At 31.0% G+C, this 17,753-nt stretch carries 18 protein-coding genes; all 18 read right to left on the reverse strand.

What is annotated here, in order from left to right:
* Positions 1 to 95: 95 nt before the first annotated feature.
* Positions 96 to 1,775 (reverse strand): methyl-accepting chemotaxis protein, encoded by a 1,680-nt coding sequence (locus CPG45_RS01030; RefSeq protein ID WP_096230227.1) that lies wholly within the window; start codon positions 1,773 to 1,775, stop codon positions 96 to 98.
* A gap of 70 nt (positions 1,776 to 1,845) precedes the next feature.
* A complete protein-coding gene (locus CPG45_RS01035) occupies positions 1,846 to 2,763 on the reverse strand; it encodes a phosphate ABC transporter substrate-binding protein (protein WP_096230228.1) in 918 nt (305 codons plus the stop codon).
* A 107-nt stretch (positions 2,764 to 2,870) separates the two neighbouring features.
* A complete protein-coding gene (gene pnpS, locus CPG45_RS01040; protein WP_096230229.1) occupies positions 2,871 to 4,226 on the reverse strand; it encodes a two-component system histidine kinase PnpS in 1,356 nt (451 codons plus the stop codon).
* Positions 4,219 to 4,926 carry a response regulator gene (locus tag CPG45_RS01045; protein ID WP_096230230.1) on the reverse strand — a complete coding sequence of 236 codons (708 nt, stop codon included), beginning with the start codon at positions 4,924 to 4,926 and terminating at the stop codon, positions 4,219 to 4,221. Before CPG45_RS01045 ends, pnpS begins: the two co-directional genes overlap by 8 nt.
* 44 nt (positions 4,927 to 4,970) lie before the next feature.
* Positions 4,971 to 5,435: a transcriptional regulator NrdR gene (gene nrdR / locus CPG45_RS01050; protein WP_096230231.1), complete on the reverse strand. Its 465-nt coding sequence runs from the start codon at positions 5,433 to 5,435 to the stop codon at positions 4,971 to 4,973.
* A 57-nt stretch (positions 5,436 to 5,492) separates the two neighbouring features.
* Positions 5,493 to 5,744, reverse strand: a complete 252-nt coding sequence (locus CPG45_RS01055; protein WP_096230232.1) for a YlmC/YmxH family sporulation protein — start codon at positions 5,742 to 5,744, stop codon at positions 5,493 to 5,495.
* A gap of 214 nt (positions 5,745 to 5,958) precedes the next feature.
* Positions 5,959 to 6,729 carry an RNA polymerase sporulation sigma factor SigG gene (gene sigG, locus CPG45_RS01060; RefSeq protein WP_096230233.1) on the reverse strand — a complete coding sequence of 257 codons (771 nt, stop codon included), beginning with the start codon at positions 6,727 to 6,729 and terminating at the stop codon, positions 5,959 to 5,961.
* A gap of 65 nt (positions 6,730 to 6,794) precedes the next feature.
* A complete protein-coding gene (gene sigE, locus CPG45_RS01065) occupies positions 6,795 to 7,520 on the reverse strand; it encodes an RNA polymerase sporulation sigma factor SigE (RefSeq protein WP_096230234.1) in 726 nt (241 codons plus the stop codon).
* A 14-nt stretch (positions 7,521 to 7,534) separates the two neighbouring features.
* Positions 7,535 to 8,392 (reverse strand): sigma-E processing peptidase SpoIIGA, encoded by an 858-nt coding sequence (gene spoIIGA / locus CPG45_RS01070; protein ID WP_231968916.1) that lies wholly within the window; start codon positions 8,390 to 8,392, stop codon positions 7,535 to 7,537.
* 233 nt (positions 8,393 to 8,625) lie between these two features.
* Positions 8,626 to 9,717: a cell division protein FtsZ gene (gene ftsZ / locus CPG45_RS01075; RefSeq protein ID WP_096230235.1), complete on the reverse strand. Its 1,092-nt coding sequence runs from the start codon at positions 9,715 to 9,717 to the stop codon at positions 8,626 to 8,628.
* A gap of 12 nt (positions 9,718 to 9,729) precedes the next feature.
* Complete coding sequence (gene ftsA / locus CPG45_RS01080; RefSeq protein WP_096230236.1) at positions 9,730 to 10,962, reverse strand: cell division protein FtsA; 1,233 nt, start codon at positions 10,960 to 10,962, stop codon at positions 9,730 to 9,732.
* A gap of 22 nt (positions 10,963 to 10,984) precedes the next feature.
* Complete coding sequence (locus tag CPG45_RS01085) at positions 10,985 to 11,332, reverse strand: small basic family protein (protein WP_096230237.1); 348 nt, start codon at positions 11,330 to 11,332, stop codon at positions 10,985 to 10,987.
* Positions 11,332 to 12,054 carry a DUF881 domain-containing protein gene (locus CPG45_RS01090; protein WP_096230238.1) on the reverse strand — a complete coding sequence of 241 codons (723 nt, stop codon included), beginning with the start codon at positions 12,052 to 12,054 and terminating at the stop codon, positions 11,332 to 11,334. Before CPG45_RS01090 ends, CPG45_RS01085 begins: the two co-directional genes overlap by 1 nt.
* Positions 12,055 to 12,071: 17 nt before the next feature.
* Entirely contained in the window at positions 12,072 to 12,791 is a 720-nt protein-coding gene (locus CPG45_RS01095) for a cell division protein FtsQ/DivIB (protein WP_096230239.1), read from the reverse strand.
* A 58-nt stretch (positions 12,792 to 12,849) separates the two neighbouring features.
* Entirely contained in the window at positions 12,850 to 14,100 is a 1,251-nt protein-coding gene (gene murA / locus CPG45_RS01100) for a UDP-N-acetylglucosamine 1-carboxyvinyltransferase (protein ID WP_096230240.1), read from the reverse strand.
* Between the two features lie 71 nt (positions 14,101 to 14,171).
* Positions 14,172 to 15,266, reverse strand: a complete 1,095-nt coding sequence (gene murG / locus CPG45_RS01105; protein WP_096230241.1) for an undecaprenyldiphospho-muramoylpentapeptide beta-N-acetylglucosaminyltransferase — start codon at positions 15,264 to 15,266, stop codon at positions 14,172 to 14,174.
* A 5-nt stretch (positions 15,267 to 15,271) separates the two neighbouring features.
* Positions 15,272 to 16,378 carry a stage V sporulation protein E gene (gene spoVE, locus CPG45_RS01110; protein ID WP_096230242.1) on the reverse strand — a complete coding sequence of 369 codons (1,107 nt, stop codon included), beginning with the start codon at positions 16,376 to 16,378 and terminating at the stop codon, positions 15,272 to 15,274.
* Positions 16,379 to 16,384: 6 nt separating this feature from the next.
* Positions 16,385 to 17,749, reverse strand: a complete 1,365-nt coding sequence (gene murD / locus CPG45_RS01115) for a UDP-N-acetylmuramoyl-L-alanine--D-glutamate ligase (RefSeq protein ID WP_096230243.1) — start codon at positions 17,747 to 17,749, stop codon at positions 16,385 to 16,387.
* Between the last annotated feature and the right edge of the window lie 4 nt (positions 17,750 to 17,753).

Genomic DNA, 17,753 nt, shown 5'->3' on the forward strand with positions numbered 1-17,753 from the left:
TTTAACAACACTCTAATTATGATAACAATTTAAAATATAATGTTCATTAAGTTAATGTTAAATTTATGTTAAATTTATGTTAAATTATTTTAATTTCATACTTCAAACTTTTTTACAACCTCATTTAGTAATTCGGCATACTCTATCAAATCTTTTGTAGTTCTTTCAAGGTTAATAATCGTTTCATATTCTTCATCGACATTTTTTTCAACATCACTTGTGCTTTGGTTAAAACTTGTTGATATTTCCTTTACTATTAATGCTTCAGACATTATTTTGTCAATATGTCCTATAACTTTTTTTATTTGGTCTTCTAATTCGAATATATTTTCTTTTGTAATTTTTATGTTCTTATAAATATCTTTAAAATTGTCTTCTGCTTTTTCACTTATTAATAAGCCCCTTGTTACAGCATCCTTTTCTTTTTCTATTCTTATATTAGCACCATTTATTTCATTCAATATCTCTGATAATAGGCCTGATGCTTGTCCAATCGCATTCTCAGAATCATTTGATAACTTTCTTATTTCATCAGCTACAACACTAAAGCCCTTTCCATATTCATCAGCTCTTGCAGCTTCAATAGCGGCATTCAAAGACAGTAGATGTGTTTGTTTAGATATATTTTTAATAAGATCAACAATGTCATTTATTTTTTTTGAATTATAGACTAGTCTTTTAAATAAATTATATGTGTCTTCAACGCTTAAATTAATTGCCTTCATATTTTCAGTCACATTTTCTATCGCCTGTAATCCTGTAAGTGCAGTATCGTTCATGACTTTTGCCGAACTTACGGTTTTCTCTATATTTGATATCATTGAATTGGCTACAGATTTTATTTTAAGTATATTGTTTGTTGTTTCATCAATTGTAACTTTTTGTTTCTCAGACCCAGTTGATATCTCTTTTATATGAGCAAATATCTCTTTTGTTTTAGCTATTGAAATTGCGGAAACATTTTTAAAATCTTCACTATAAGTATTTAAACCGTTAATTATTCTATTAATTTTTATAATAATATCTCTTAGGTTTGTAACCATATTATTTACGCTATTTGAAATGTCAATTATTTCCGGGCTGCCCGCTTTTATATCAGATATTGTCCTTAAGTCACCTGTTGATATATTACTCAATATTTTTTGTAGTCTTATAAGTGGTTCTGTTATTCCTTTAGTACCTATCATAGACAACAAAAATGCGAGAATTAATGATAAAATACCTGTAAATATAGTTACATATCTAATTCGGGCAACAGGTTTTAAATAAGCATCTTCACTAACTATAATAACATAAAGCCAATCCTTTTCTATAATATATTTATAACTAATTAAAACATTTTTATTGTTTAATTTAGTATGAATTAAACCATTATTTCTTGTAAACATTTTTGCTATTAAGGAATTATCAATTTTATTGTTTTTTTCCTTAGCAAGACTTCCATCCTGCCATTTTATCGAATAAAATTGTTTATCAAATATATAAATCTGAGGTTCAAGACCTCTAATATCATAATCTGCTTTTTCGCTTTCAACAACATATTGCAATTTTGAGCCAAATTCTCTTGAATTATATGCTCCTACAAGAAGTGATATCTGATTTATCATTATTTTTGTAGAACTTAATAAGCTGTGTTCAATATCATTAACTATATAATTTTTAGTAATTGTATATGTAGTATAGCCTACAATTGTTATTGATATTAATATAAGAATAGAAAAAAGAAGTAATACTTTTGTTTTAATTTTTAAATTGGATATAATTAGCTTCCTCATATGTTTCTCTCCTAAATATAAGAGCCGGTATAAATACCAGCTCTTAGTAAAAATTATTCTTTTGTATTTTTTATTTAAGTTTCACTTGCATTTCATTTATGTTGATAAATCCGAGTTTAGCTGCTGGTCCTTTTTGAACTTCATCTGACATCATGAAATCTAAGAATGCTTTTACCACACCAGTTGGTTCACCTTTTGTATACATATGTTCATATGATGCGATAGGATACTTACCTGATATTACATTTTCTTTTGTAGGTTCAACACCGTTATATTTTAATGCTTTTACTGAGTCATCTACATATGAGAATGCAAGATAGCTTATTGCACCTTTCTTTTCAGCAACTGTCTTTCTAACTGTACCTGATGCATCTTCTGTTAGTGCTATACCTTGTACTTCATCTTTACCGCCTAATACTATTTTCTTAAATGTAGCTCTAGTACCTGAGCTTGTTGGTCTATTTATAACTACTATTGGTTCGTCTTGACCTCCAACGTCTTTCCAATTCTTTATTTTACCTGTGAATATATCAACTAGTTGCTGTTGTGTTAGACTATCAACAGTTACATCTTTATTTGCAACAACTGCAAATCCTACAACTGCTACCTGATGGTCTACCAATGCTTTAGCATCAATGCCTGATTTTTCTTCTGCAAATATATCTGAATTTCCTATATCGGCTGCACCTTGTGATACTTGTGTTAAACCCGTACCACTTCCACCGCCTTGTACATTAATAGTTGCTTTAGGATATTTTTGATTAAATAATGTTGCTGCTTGTTCAACTAATGGCTGTAATGCTGTTGAACCAACGGCCGTTGCAGTACCTGAAACATCCTGACTGCTTGAATTGTTTGTATCTGATGATTGATTTGTTGCTGTACTGTTATCTGCATTATTTGATTTTGAACCACATGCAGAAAAAGCGAATACGCTGACAATCATCAATACCGCTAATAAAAGTTTTACTGTTCTGCTTTTTAACATAAAAGCACCTCCAAAATATTTTCTTTTCTGTACAAGTATATTTTAACAATCTATTGTAAAGGGACTATTAAGAGAATGTTAAAATCATGTTAAATACATAGATAATTTTAGCTTTTGGGAAGATTAATGGTAAATTTTGTCCCTCTGCCGACTTCACTTTCAACTGTAATATTCCCCTTCATAGATTCTACTATATGTTTTACTATCGCAAGGCCAAGTCCTGTTCCGCCAAGTTTTCTCGACCTTCCTTTATCAATTCTATAAAATCTTTCAAATAGTCTTGGAATATTCTCTTTAGAAATACCTATTCCACTGTCTTCAACAGTTATTATTATTTCATCGTATGAATCTATAGTCGAAACTTTGACATAGCCACCTTCTTGAGTATATTTTATCCCATTGTCGATAAGATTTATTATCATCTGCCTAAGCCTGTCTCTATTTGTATTAATTTTTAACCCATCGCAGTTTAAGTCTTTTATAAGCTTTATCTTTTTATCATTTGCAGATTTCTCCATGATATAAAATATTTCTTCAATCTCTTTATCAATTATAATATTCTCTGTTGCAAATCCTTCTTTTAAATTCTCTATTTCCGAAAGTGTCAATATATCGTTTATTAGTCTAGTTAACCTTTCTGTTTCAAATTCTATTATTTCAAGAAATTTATCACGAGCTTGTACATTATCAATTGCGCCTTCCCTCAGTGTTTCTACAAAACCTCTTATAGATGTCAAAGGGGTTCTAAGTTCATGTGAAACATTTGCAACAAAATCACTTCTTATTTTTTCAAGTTTTCTAACCTCAGTGATATCATTTATTATTACAACAAAGCCTAGTTTTTTCTGGGTAACCTGATGAATAATAGGACTTGAATATATTTTAAGAGATTTGTTATATGTGTTTAGTTCAAGATTTTTGATGGTGTATTCTTTATTCTTTATGATATTTTCTAATATATCGTGAAATTTTGTGTTTCTCACTACATCGAGGATGTGTTTTCCTATAATATCATTTTCCTTAATATCTAAAATTGCTCTTGCTGAATCATTTATTAAAAGTATTTTTTCATTATCGTCAAAAGCTATGACACCATTTATTATACTTTTTAATATTGCTTCAAGTTTAGCATTTCTATCGTAAAGTTCATCTATCGTTTCCCTAAGCCTTTCTGACATTATATTTATTGCTGACGATAGTTGCCCGATTTCATCAATGGATTTTATTTCTATCCTATGTTCATAATTACCCTTAGTTATTTCTTTTGCAACATCTGTAATTTCATTTATTGGACTTACTATGCTTTTAACAAATCTATATCCGAAGATATTACTTATCAATAAGCCATGGAGTATTGCCAATAAAAATCTCAAGTTTGATACATACCCGATGAAAAATACTGAAGATATTAGAACACCTAGAAAACTTAATAGAAAATAGCTGTAGTAAAGTTTTTTAAGCATTGCTTTCACCTTTATCTCTTAGTTTATACCCGATTCCCCTAACAGTTTCAATGTAGATTGGTGATTTATCATCATCTTCTATCTTTTTTCTTAGGTGTCTTATATGAACATCAACGGTTCTGGTCTCGCCTGCGTATTCATATCCCCACACTTTATCGAGTAAATAATCCCTTGTAAGCACTTTCCCGATATTTTGTGATAATAATTTTAGAAGCTCAAATTCTTTTAAAGTGAGGTCAAGGATTTCACCGCTTTTATATACGATATGCTTCTCTGTATCTATCAATATATCTCCAAATTTTATTATTTCGTCAACATCTTTGTCATTTTTAGATCTTCTTAAGACAACTTTAATTCTTGCCAATAATTCCCTTATACTAAAGGGTTTTGTAATGTAATCATCTGCACCAAGTTCCAATCCAAGTACTTTATCAAATTCTTCACTTTTAGCAGTTAACATTATTATAGGTATATTTTTGAGCTGTTCATTTCTTTTAATATTTTTACAAACATCGAGGCCGTCTATATCCGGCAACATCAAATCCAAAAGCACAAGGTCTGGAGTATTTTCTACACATTTTTCAATCCCATCTTTTCCATTATCGGTTAAAATTACATTATATCCTTGCGCCTCAAGATTATACCTTAAGAGTTCGAGTATATGTGCTTCATCTTCAATAACGAGTATTGTTTGTGACATTATTGCACCTCCCATATCATAGAGCATGTACACATTTTAAATATTTATTTTTTCTCATTATCGTTTAACAACTTTTTTAGTTCGTCCATAAAGGTATTTATGTCTTTAAATTGTCTATAAACAGAAGCAAATCTCACGTATGCAACTTCATCAACATTTTTTAATTTTTCCATAACCATTTCGCCAATTTCTGTCGATGTGATTTCCTTTTCATATGAATTATAAATTTCTCTTTCTATTTCGTCAGCAATTTCTTCTAACTTTTTAATTGGAACAGGCCTTTTTTCACAGGCTTTAATCATCCCCTTTAAAACTTTATCTCTATCATAGGTTTCTCTACTTAAATCCTTCTTTATGACAAGTATCGGCACTTGTTCAACTTTTTCATATGTTGTAAATCTCTTTCCACACTTTATACATTCCCTTCGCCGTCTTATTGATGTTGAATCATCAGTAGGACGTGAGTCAATTACCTTTGAATCCAAAAAGCCGCAAAAGGGGCATTTCATTTTACAACCTCCACATATCATTTACTAATAAAATTATAATAAACTTAATATAAATAGTCAAACATGTGTTACATTTTCATCTACATTTACTAAAATAACATCTGAACCTATTTTTTTGACTGCTTTCCATGGTATAAATATTTCTATATCTTTACTGAAGAGTCTAAATCCTTTTCCTTCACCTGGCAAAATAAAACCTTCTATTTTCCCTTCGCCAAGGTTAACCTCAATGTCTATCATATTGCCAAGCTTTTTACCTGTATTTATATCTATAATATCCTTATCCATTAATTCTGATGTTTTAAACATTATAAAATCCCCCTTAAACCTTTTTTATATTATAATATATGAAAAAAATTTGTTTAGATTACATCCTTGTGAGAATAAAACAATTGAAATACATGTTTCCATATGGATAATAATATATGTAATATATAGCCTAATAATTCACCCACTTCAATACATCAATGTATGTGTTGAGTACAACTCTTTATATAAAAAATAACTTGCCATTGATGGCAAGTTATATAAATTTTCTCATATGTGTTAATGCCGATTTTTCAAGTCTTGATACTTGAGCTTGAGAAATTCCTATTTCTTTCGCTACTTCCATTTGTGTTTTTCCTTCAAAAAACCTCATTGTTAGAATCATTTTTTCTCTATCATTTAACTTTCTAATTGCTTCTTTTAATGCAATCTGTTCGAGCCATACCTCATCAACGTTTTTATCGTCCCCAATCTGATCCATGACATATATCGCATCACCGCCATCGTGATATATTGGCTCAAATAATGAAACCGGATCTTGGATTGCATCAAGTGCAAAAACTACTTCTTCTCTTGGTATATTTAATTCCTTTGCTATATCACCAACCGTTGGCTCCTTTGATTTTTCGTTTATCAATTTATCTCTAACTTGTAGTGCTTTATATGCAACATCTCTTAATGATCTACTTACTCTTATGGAATTATTATCTCTTAAATAACGTCTTATTTCACCTATAATCATTGGAACCGCATATGTTGAAAACTTCACATTTTGATTGAGATCGAAATTATCTATAGCTTTTATTAAGCCAATACAGCCTACCTGAAACAAATCATCTACATATTCACCGCGATTATTGAATCTCTGAATCACGCTTAATACAAGTCTCAAATTTCCATTGATAAATTCTTCTCTTGCATTTTTATCGCCATTTTTCATTTTTATTAAAAGCTCTTTTTGTTTAGCACCTTTTAAAACTGGCAGTTTTGATGTATTAACACCGCAGATTTCTACTTTGTTGTTCATACGCCTTTCCTCCAAATGTATTGCTTATTTTAAAGTATTACCTGCGGGATAAATTTTATTCAATTTTATACAAGTCTATTTATTTCTTTTTTTAATCTCTTTAAAATTCTTTTTTCAAGCCTTGAAATATAGGATTGAGATATGCCAAGCATATCTGCTACTTCCTTTTGTGTCTTCTCTGAGCCACCACCAAGACCGAACCTCAAGCCTATTATTCTTTTCTCTCTATCAGATAGCTTTTTTATTGCTGATGAAAGTAATTGTTTGTCAACCTCATCTTCTATCATTTTATACACCAATTCATTGTCAGTGCCAAGTATATCTGAAAGCAAAAGTTCATTTCCATCCCAATCAATATTTAAAGGTTCATCAAATGATATTTCCATGCGAGTTTTATTATTTCTTCTTAAATACATTAATATTTCATTTTCAATGCATCTTGATGCATATGTTGCAAGTTTAATCTTCTTATGTGGATTAAAAGTATTAATAGCTTTAATAAGTCCAATTGTTCCAATAGATATTAGGTCTTCTATTCCAACACCAGTATTTTCAAATTTCTTTGCAATATATACAACAAGCCTTAAATTTCTTTCTATAAGCATTGACTTTGCGACATTATCACCATCTTCCATTTTTGATATAAGATATAGCTCTTCTTCGCTAGATAGCGGTGGTGGCAATGCCTCACTACCGCCAACATAAAATATTGATTCTCTAAGATTAAGTTTTTCAAGAATCTTGATGATAATTAATTGCATAGAAATTTTTAATTTTGTTTTGAGCTTCATTTTAAACTCCTCCACTATACAAGTAGTTCTGGCCCTATCAGTGCCTCATACTCCCCTGTTTTATTGAGCCTTTTTAAATAGATACCTATAATAACGTCTTTTAATGTTTTTTCATTATCATCTATAATTACATTATCTGGCATAAAACCGACAAGCATTCCGTTATCATTTCCTACTGATTTAAATGGAACTACCCTAAATCTCTCTAACCATTCATCCTCTTTTATGACCTCTGGTATTTTAAATACATCATTTAGATTACCTTCTTTATATAAATTTTTGATTCCTTCTGGTAATATATCTTTTATTGCATTATATTCCACAATAACAACGGGAAAATTTGATAAAGGGTCATATAATGTATTACCTGTATCAAGTACAGCCTTTATATCTTTTTTTAAATCTTTTATATTTATGTGTAGAACATGAATAAGATTACTGTTGATGTTTTTCTTTACTATATAACCCCAATTTATATAAATTAAAAGAATAGATATAATTATAGATCCAATAATTATTTGCTTAAAATTGAAATTAACAAGATATATTAAAGCAAATGCCACACCTCCTATTATAAATGAAATCATATAAAAAATACTTAGAAGTTTTATAAATTCATATAATTTTTTAATTCCAAATGTAATAATTATTATCAAAATTGATATAATTATTTTAAATGAAAATGAATAAAATATATCAGGTAAAGATAAAAAAATCATAACAACATATAAAGCACCTATGAATGACCCAAAAAATAAATTTAAATTTCGTGTCTTTGCTTTTGAAAATCTCTTTGTTAAATATAAAATAATATAGTTTATAATCAAATTTTCTAAAAATATAACATCAACATACAACTTGACCAGCCCCAATGCATAATGATCCACCTAACTAAAATATATTCATATGATAAATCTTTATTCATATTATAATAAAAAATTATCAATAAAAATGTTATATTATGGTATTTATCTATAGCTTATCACATAATTTTTTTATTGGTTTATATATTTTTTTGGTGCTTATTGTAATTATTTAAACATAAAAAAACACACCTCATATTAAATTATCAAAAAAGGTGTGTTTTTTATGTTTATTACGTTTTTTATTGTTTTTTACCTCTCCTTAAAAAAGTCGGAATATCAAGGTCGTCATTGTCTATTTTTATGTTTTCACTCATTTCTTTTATTTCGTTTTGTTGCTTATCACTTCTACCAATCTTAGTTTTTTTACTTTCAACATCTTTTTTCTCAAACCCAGTAGCAATTACTGTTATTCTTATTTGGTCTTCTAAACTTTCATCAATAACAGCACCAAAAATAATATTAGCATCAGGATCTGCTGTTTCATATATGTAATTTGCGGCCTCATTTACTTCAAATATACTTAGATTAGATCCACCAGCAATATTTAAGAGAATTCCTCTTGCTCCTTCTATTGATGTCTCTAAGAGAGGACTTTGTACAGCCTGTTTTGCCGCTTCTGTTGCCTTATTTTCACCTGATGCAATACCAATACCCATATGTGCAAGACCTGTTTCCATCATGATAGTCTTCACATCAGCGAAATCGACATTTACAAGACCAGGAACAGCAATTAAATCCGATATACCTTGTACACCTTGCCTTAACACATCATCAGCTATTTTAAATGCATCCAGCATTGATGTTTTCTTTTCAGCTACTTGTAAAAGTCTATCATTAGGGATAGTTACGAGTGCATCAACATGTTTTTTTAAATCACTGATTCCCATTTCAGCATGTGCCATTCTTTTTCTACCTTCAAATGTAAAAGGTTTTGTAACAACACCAACAGTCAAGATTCCAAGTTCTTTTGTAATCTCCGCAACAACAGGTGCGGCACCAGTACCAGTTCCGCCTCCCATACCAGCCGTAATAAAAACCATGTCTGCACCACTTATAATCTTTTCAATTTCATCCTTGGTCTCTTCTGCCGCTTTCTTGCCAATTTCAGGATTCGCCCCTGCACCCAATCCCTTAGTTAATTTATCACCTATTTGTATTTTGGTTTCTGCTTTTGACATATATAATGCTTGTTTATCTGTATTAATTGCAACAAATTCAACACCTTTAAGCCCCGCATCAATCATTCTATTGACAGCGTTTCCTCCACCACCACCTACGCCGATTACCTTGATATTTGCAAATTGCTCCATATCAGTTTCTATTCCTATCATGTGAAACCCTCCTTATACCCAAAAATCATTAAATAACTCTTTTATTCTTAAAAATATCCCGTTTTTTTTCTTGTTTTTTTCTTTCGACTGTTCATTTTGTTTACCATACAGGTATTTACGATTTGCATAAACATATCTTACGATACCTACACCTGCAGAATATACCGGAGTCGATACACCAATAACATCTGGTACACCTAATCTAACATTTTTGTCAAATATATTTTTCGCTAAGTCGATACTTCCTTTAATAAATGCTATTCCTCCTCCTGTTATTACTATATTAGTCGAAATTAAGTCAAACGTCTCAGATTTTTTTAATTGCTCATATGAAATAGTCAAAATTTCACTCACTCTTGCTTCTATAATATCTATTATATCATTTAATCTTATATCTTGGGAACTGCGATTTGCTATATTGGATATCTTAATTACTTCGTCATTTTCGTCATTCAATTTTATTACAGAACCATACTTCTTCTTTATATTCTCGGCTTCTTCATAAGAAATCTTTAATCCAATTGATAAATCATTAGTTATATGGTTACCACCAACCGGTATCAATGCAGAATATACAAGATTCCCTGAATTAAAAACAGAAATATCAGTTATTCCAGCCCCAATGTCTATAAGTGCCGCACCTAATTCCCTTTCATCCCTGGTCATTACGGCTTCAGCAGTCGCCAAAGGCTCTACTATTATTCCTGATACATCAATTCCGGCCTTTTTAATACACTTTTCCATATTCTGTACTGCCGTGAGGCTTCCTGTTACAATAGCAGCATCAACTTCAAGTCTTATACCTGCCATGCCAACTGGATCCCTTATTTCACCATAACCGTCAACTATGTATTCAACAGGGATTAACTCAATTATTTGTTTATCAGAGGGGATTGCCATTATTTTAGCTGCTTGTAAAACCCTTTCAACGTCTTGCTTTGTTATTTCTTTGTCATCTCTTGTTACCGCCACAATTCCTTTATTTCTGTATATGTCTGTAAGTCCTCCTGGTATCTTAATATAAACCGATGTGACCTTTTGATTAGCCATCCTCTCTGCCTGCTCAATGGATTTTTTTATAGAAAATGCAGTTGTTTCAATATCTACTACAACACCTTTTTTCATTCCATTGCATGGATAAAAACCTATTCCTATTATTCTAAGCTCTCCATTTTTGTCACACTGACCAATAATAGTACATACTTTTGATGTGCCAATATCAATTCCTGTTATGATATCACTCAATTAATTCTCCTCCCCTCGGAGATTATTGCTTTTTTGTTAAATTATCTAAAATATATCTCCTAATATAAGCAAAATTGGTAAAAAGCCTACCACCAAATGCAAATATTGCCGCTAAATAAATAGGAACACCAAGTACGTCACCAATATATGCAAGGACAGCTGCAAGTATCGCATTTCCAAAAAATCCTGAAATAAATATAGCATTATTAAATTTATGTTCAAGGCCGGCACGTATTCCGCCAAAGACAGAATCTAGTGCAGCTAAGATGGCAACTGATAAATAAGAAGTATAAGTAGGAGGCAAATTGATTGGTAAAAAGAAGCCAACCGCTAATCCTAAAAGTAAGCTTAAAAATATTATCAAAACCATTATTTATTTCCTCCCTCAGTATAAGGCTTAGCATATTTAAATGATATAACGCCATCGTATTTTTTAACAAGCACTTTATCAGACCTTTTGATACTTATTTGTATACCCCAATTTGACAATGTATCAACTACACCGCCTTTGAGTTTTAAAGCTGCATCAAGCGTTTCGGGGTTACCAATAGCCCTAATAACATATGGTGCTGCATATCTAACAGAATTGACGTTAACTGTTGGGCCAACGCACCTAATTTCCGACGTAGATATAAGTCTTTGATCGTTTAAAGATATCGCCTCAGCACCAGCTGCTCTTAATTCATTCACGACTTTTAATAGGTCTTCATCATGGACAAGAAAAGCATTCTGATCCTGACCCGGCTGAAGCTGTTTATCACTATCATTTATTGTTACTATTACGCCGGGACCTTCAACATCTGAAAGGCCTGCTAATTCTTTATATTTATCAAGTTCATCCTTTAGTGACTTTGTAACAGCACTAGTTTTAGATGCCGATTCTTCATATTTTGAAACCTTTGACTCAAGTTCGTTGATTTGTTTTTTTAATCCGTCTCTTTCTTTTTGGACTTCATTTAATTTATTCGTGAGTTCTTCAGCTCTTTGAATATTCACATTCCCACCATTTTTTACAGTTCTAAATTGAGTAGAAAACATTATTCCAAGCACCAAACATACAAAAGCTATAGATATAATTACATTATTTTTCACAACATTTCCTCCATTTCCTATGGTGTATAAATCGGATTGCCATTTCTTTCAATTTGTACTTTACCACTATAATATCCTTTCTTTTCTAAATCTTTTAATATAAGTTCTGAGAACTTAAGAGAATAATCAAGGTTATCAACATTATCTAATACAATGTTAATTCCAGTTTTGGTTTCTAGTATTATATTTTCCTTATTTACAACAATACTTTTATACATATTTTTATTATATATTAACATTAAAAGTTTTGCCATGTCATTATTTTCATATATTTCATTGATTTTTTTACCTATCTCATATTTTGTTAAATTTAAACCATTTATAATAGGCAGATTTTTATTGTACCCTCCTGTATCCACTGCTACACCTTCAGTATCGACAAATATATATTTATTATTGTTATATATCTGTGCCACAATTTTCCTCTCATCGATTTTAACTACAACTTTAGAAGGATACACAACGCTAACATTTACTTCCTTTATATATGGATTCTTTTTTATAAGATTTACTACATTAGACTTATTTACTTTAAATATACTAATACCTTTAGTAAGACCTGACAAACTGACGATATCACTAGATGTCAGATATTTATTACCAACAACATCTATATTTTCTAATTTAAATATAGGCAACTGAAATAATATTAAATATAATATAAATGATAACAGTAATATTATAAAAATTGCTACTCCAAATCTCTTTTTCATATTAACCGTTTTTTCTTCAGGCATTTTTATCACCTCACTGCTTGTACAAATTATACTCAAATGTAAAACAGCCTACGCTGTTTTACATAATTCTTTCGATATCTGCCCCAAGATTTTTTAGGTTCTCATCAAATTTATCATATCCCCTATCAATATGTTCAATATCCTCAACTATTGTAGTTCCAATTGCACCAAGACCCGCCAAAACTAGTGCAGCACCTCCTCTTAAGTCTCTTGCTACAACCGATGTACCTGTCAAATTTTCTACACCTTTTATAACCGCAATGCGTCCATCTACTTTTATATCCGCTCCCATACGAACAAGTTCCTCAGTATACTTAAATCTATTATCAAATATGGTCTCTGTTACTATTGAGGTACCATCAGCTGTAGAAAGAAGCGATACCATCTGAGCTTGTAAATCTGTCGGGAAGCCTGGATATGGTAAAGTTATTATCATATCAACTGCCCTTGGCCTTACGCATGGTTCTATTCTAATAAAATCATTTCCAGTAACTATTTTAAATCCACTTTCACTCATCTTTGAAATAAGTGATTCAATATGTTTTTTTACAACATTTGTGAGAACCACATCTCCTTTTGTAATTGCTGATGCTATGAGATATGTTCCAGCAACAATCCTATCTGGTATTATTGTATATTCTGTATCATGAAGTTCTTTAACACCTTTTATTATTATTGTATTTGTACCGGCACCTGTTATTTGAGCACCCATTGAATTTAAAAAATTTTGAAGGTCCTCTATTTCCGGTTCTTTTGCAGCATTACCTATAATAGTTGTTCCATCTGCCATAGATACTGCTAGCATGATATTTTCTGTTGCTCCAACGCTTGGAATATCAAGGTGTATTTCACATCCTTTTATTTTAGTACATTTACAGTGTATATAGCCAAACGACTCTTTTATATTTATGCCAAGTTTTCTAAGACTTTTAAGGTGTAAATCTATTGGTCTATGCCCTATATCACATCCACCTGGAAAGCTTATCTGCGCTATATTGTTCCTAGATACAAGCGCACCCATTAAAAATATCGATGATCTCATTGTCCTCATAAGCTTATCAGGTATGTGGTAATCTATAACACCACTAGAATCAACAATTATGTCAGAACCACTAAACTCTACAGCACAGCCTAAGTGCTTTAAGATTTCAATCATAGAAAATACATCCTTTAATTTTGGGCAATCATGTAAAACACTTGTTCCTTTGTTTAATAATGTAGCTGCAAGTATTGGCAATACAGAATTTTTAGCACCGCCTATCCGTATTTCTCCATTTAACTTATTTCCTCCATTAATTCTATATTTCATCCCATTCTATCACCTCCTGTTAAGCTGTACACTTTATATTATGCAATATAAAAACAGGAGGTTACATATAGTCATTTAAGCTTATTTATGAGTTTATATATATCATTTGCCGCATTAACCTTAGACATTTTTTTAGCGCTTACTTTCATCTTTTCAAGCAAAACGGGGTTTTTTAATATTGAATTAATTTTATCATATAAAATTTTCCCACTTAAATCTTTTTCAAGTATTATTAACGCCGCCCCGTTTTTCTCCAATACCCTTGCATTGTATTCCTGATGATTATGTGTTACATTTGGTGACGGTATTAAGATCGATGCAGTTTTGGTTGCCGTTAATTCTGCAAGCGTTATAGCGCCTGATCTGCATATCATAATATCAGCAACAGCATAAATATCCTCCATATTATAACAATATGGAATTATCTTAATATTATCCTTTATTCCTATATCGTAATCTTTCATCATTTTTATTACAGTATCATATTGATTTTTTCCCGTAATTATTAATATTTGTACATCGTCATTTATGTATTTAAGTAAATCTACCATACATTCATTAATCTTGGCAGCTCCCCTACTCCCACCAACAGATACAATCACCTTTTTGTCTTGAACTAATCCGAGTTTTTTTAAAGCTTGATCTTTATTGACATTTAAAATTTCTAATCTCACGGGATTACCCGTAACATACACTTTATCTTTATTATGAAAATATTTTTTAGAATCTTCAAATGCAGTTGCAACTATATTTACAAATCTTGAGAGAATTCTATTTGTTATACCCGGAAAGGCATTTTGTTCATGTATTAATGTAGGGATATGTTTTAAAACTGCCATCATTACTACGGGCCCACATACATATCCTCCAGTTCCTATGACTATATCTGGTTTAAATTCGTTTATTATTCTCCTTGCATCAAACAAACCATCAAAGGCTATTTTTACGGTTTTTATTGTATCCAAAGATATTTTTCTCTTAAACCCCTTTACTCTTATAGTCCTAAGCACATAACCTGATTTAGGTACAAGCTCCTTTTCTAAGCCTTTTTCTGTACCTACAAATAATATATCTGCATCATTCTCGTTTCTTCTTATTTCATTTGCTATTGCGATAGCAGGATATATATGTCCACCCGTACCACCACCTGTCATTAAGTATTTCAATTAAATCAACTCCTGTCCATGTTTGCGTAGCGTGAAATATTTAATAATATCCCCATTGCTGCCATCATTATAATTGTAGATGTTCCACCATAACTAATAAATGGTAATGGAACACCTGTAGCAGGCATAGATGATGTTACAACAGCAACATTTATAAGTGTCTGTACACCAATAAGTCCTATAATTCCTGTAGCAGTCAAACATCCAAATACATCCGGTGCTTTTGCAGCTACCCTCAAGCCTCTAATTATTAAATATAGAAATAATAGTAAAATAGTAGCAGTACCTATTAATCCAAGTTCCTCGCCGATTATAGAAAAAATAAAATCATTCTGCGGCATAGGCAAATACATAAATTTTTGTCTACTTCGTCCGAGACCTACTCCAAATAAACCACCCGAACCAAGTGCATACAATGATTGAACAATCTGATAACCATGCTGCCTTATGTCTTCCCATGGGTTTAAAAATGTAAATACTCTCTGTCTTATGTATTTAACGGTTGATATTATAATTAATGCAGCCGAACCTCCAAGTCCAAATAATGTCATCATAAAGGATAATCTTGCACCTGCTACAAATAATAATATTATAGATATTATAAATATCGTACCAGCTGTACTAAAATTTGGCTGTTTCATTATTAGTACAAAGAAAATCCCTGCAAGAGTTAATACAGGTAAGACACCCTTTTTGAAGCTTTTAGCATAGTCCGGATTCTTGTCAAAATATTTTGCAAAAAAGAGTATGATAGTGTATTTTGCAAACTCGGATGGCTGTATTGTGAGTCCACCTATTTCAATCCATCTAGTAGCATTATATCTTGTACTGCCAATACCTGGTAATAAAACAACTATAAGAAGCACTATCGATAAAATTAGCAAAAAACCAGTTAATTTTTTTAACTTAGTATAATCAAAATTCATCATGAAAGTCATAGCAAGAAAACCTAGTATCACCCATATTAGCTGCCTTTTCAAAAAATAGAATGAATCATGGTATTCATAATAAGCATTTGCAGAACTTGCACTAAATACCATTATCACACCTATTGAAGCTAAGATTAAAACAGAAATTAATATATTGTAATCAACGGGATATTTCCTATTCACTATGTACTACCCCCTTAAAGAATTTACTTTATCTTTAAAGAGTTTACCTCTTTCCTCAAAATTGTTAAACATATCCCAGCTTGCACATGCAGGTGACAAAAGTACGTTATCACCGGGTTTTGCTATCTCATATGCTTCATCAACTGCTTCTTCTAAATTATTGACCCTTATTATGTCATCTTTTGAAAAGCCATTTTTAATAGCTGATTCATATATCTTCTCTTTTGTCGCACCAAGAAGCAATAATTTACGAACGTGGCCATTAAAGTACTTAGTAAATTCATCAAAGCTTACACCTTTATCATAACCACCTGCAATTAGAACTATAGGTCCTTTCATAGCTTCAATTGCTTTAATTGCCGCATCAGGGTTTGTACCTTTAGAATCATTATAATATTTAACACCATTTATATTTGTCACATATTCTATTCTGTGTTCTACGCCTTTAAATGTTTTTAATGTGTTTTCAATAATTGAAATATCAACACCTGCGAGAAAGGCCATTGAAGATGCGACAATTGCATTTTCAACATTATGCCCTCCAGGTATATAAATATCATCTGTATTAATTACTGGATATTTATTTCCTTTGAAACTTATAACAATCTTACCATTCGCACAATATGCACCATGCTCTAAAACCCTAGTCCTGCTAAATGGAAATACATTACATTTGGCAATTTTAAACAACGAAGCTATATTTTTATCATCATAATTAAGTACAGTATAATCATGTGAATCTTGATTTTTAAATATTCGTCCTTTAATATTTATATAATTGCTAAGTGTTTTATGCCTGTTCAAATGATCCGGTGTTATATTTATAATAGCACTTATTTTGGGCTTAAATTCCTTTATTGTCTCTAATTGAAAACTGCTTATCTCCGCAACAATATAATCTTCAGTTCCAGCTCTTAATGCCGCCTCAACCAAAGGGTATCCGATATTGCCTGCAGCATAAGTAGTCTTACCAGCATTTTTAAATATCTCTTCTAATAGAGATGTTGTCGTCGTTTTTCCATTTGTACCAGTTATCGCGTAAATAGGTGCTTTTGATATCCTATATGCAAATTCAACCTCACCTATAACTTCTATACCTCTATTTATAGATTCTGTGACAATATCAGAATCAACTGGTATACCTGGGCTTACTATCGCTAATTCAGCATCTTTTAGCAATTCATCAGATACTTCTTTAAAATAATAATTTATGTTATAATCTTTAAGTTCATTTAATATATCCCTAAGTTCATTTTCGGATTTTGAATCATATGCGTATACAAATGCACCAAATTCCGTCAAAACCTTGCATAATGCTTTTCCGCTTAATCCAAGACCCGCTACTATTATCTTTTTCCCTTTTAAATCCATTATT

The sequence above is a fragment of the Thermoanaerobacterium sp. RBIITD genome, from assembly GCF_900205865.1.
Lineage (GTDB): Bacteria > Bacillota > Thermoanaerobacteria > Thermoanaerobacterales > Thermoanaerobacteraceae > Thermoanaerobacterium.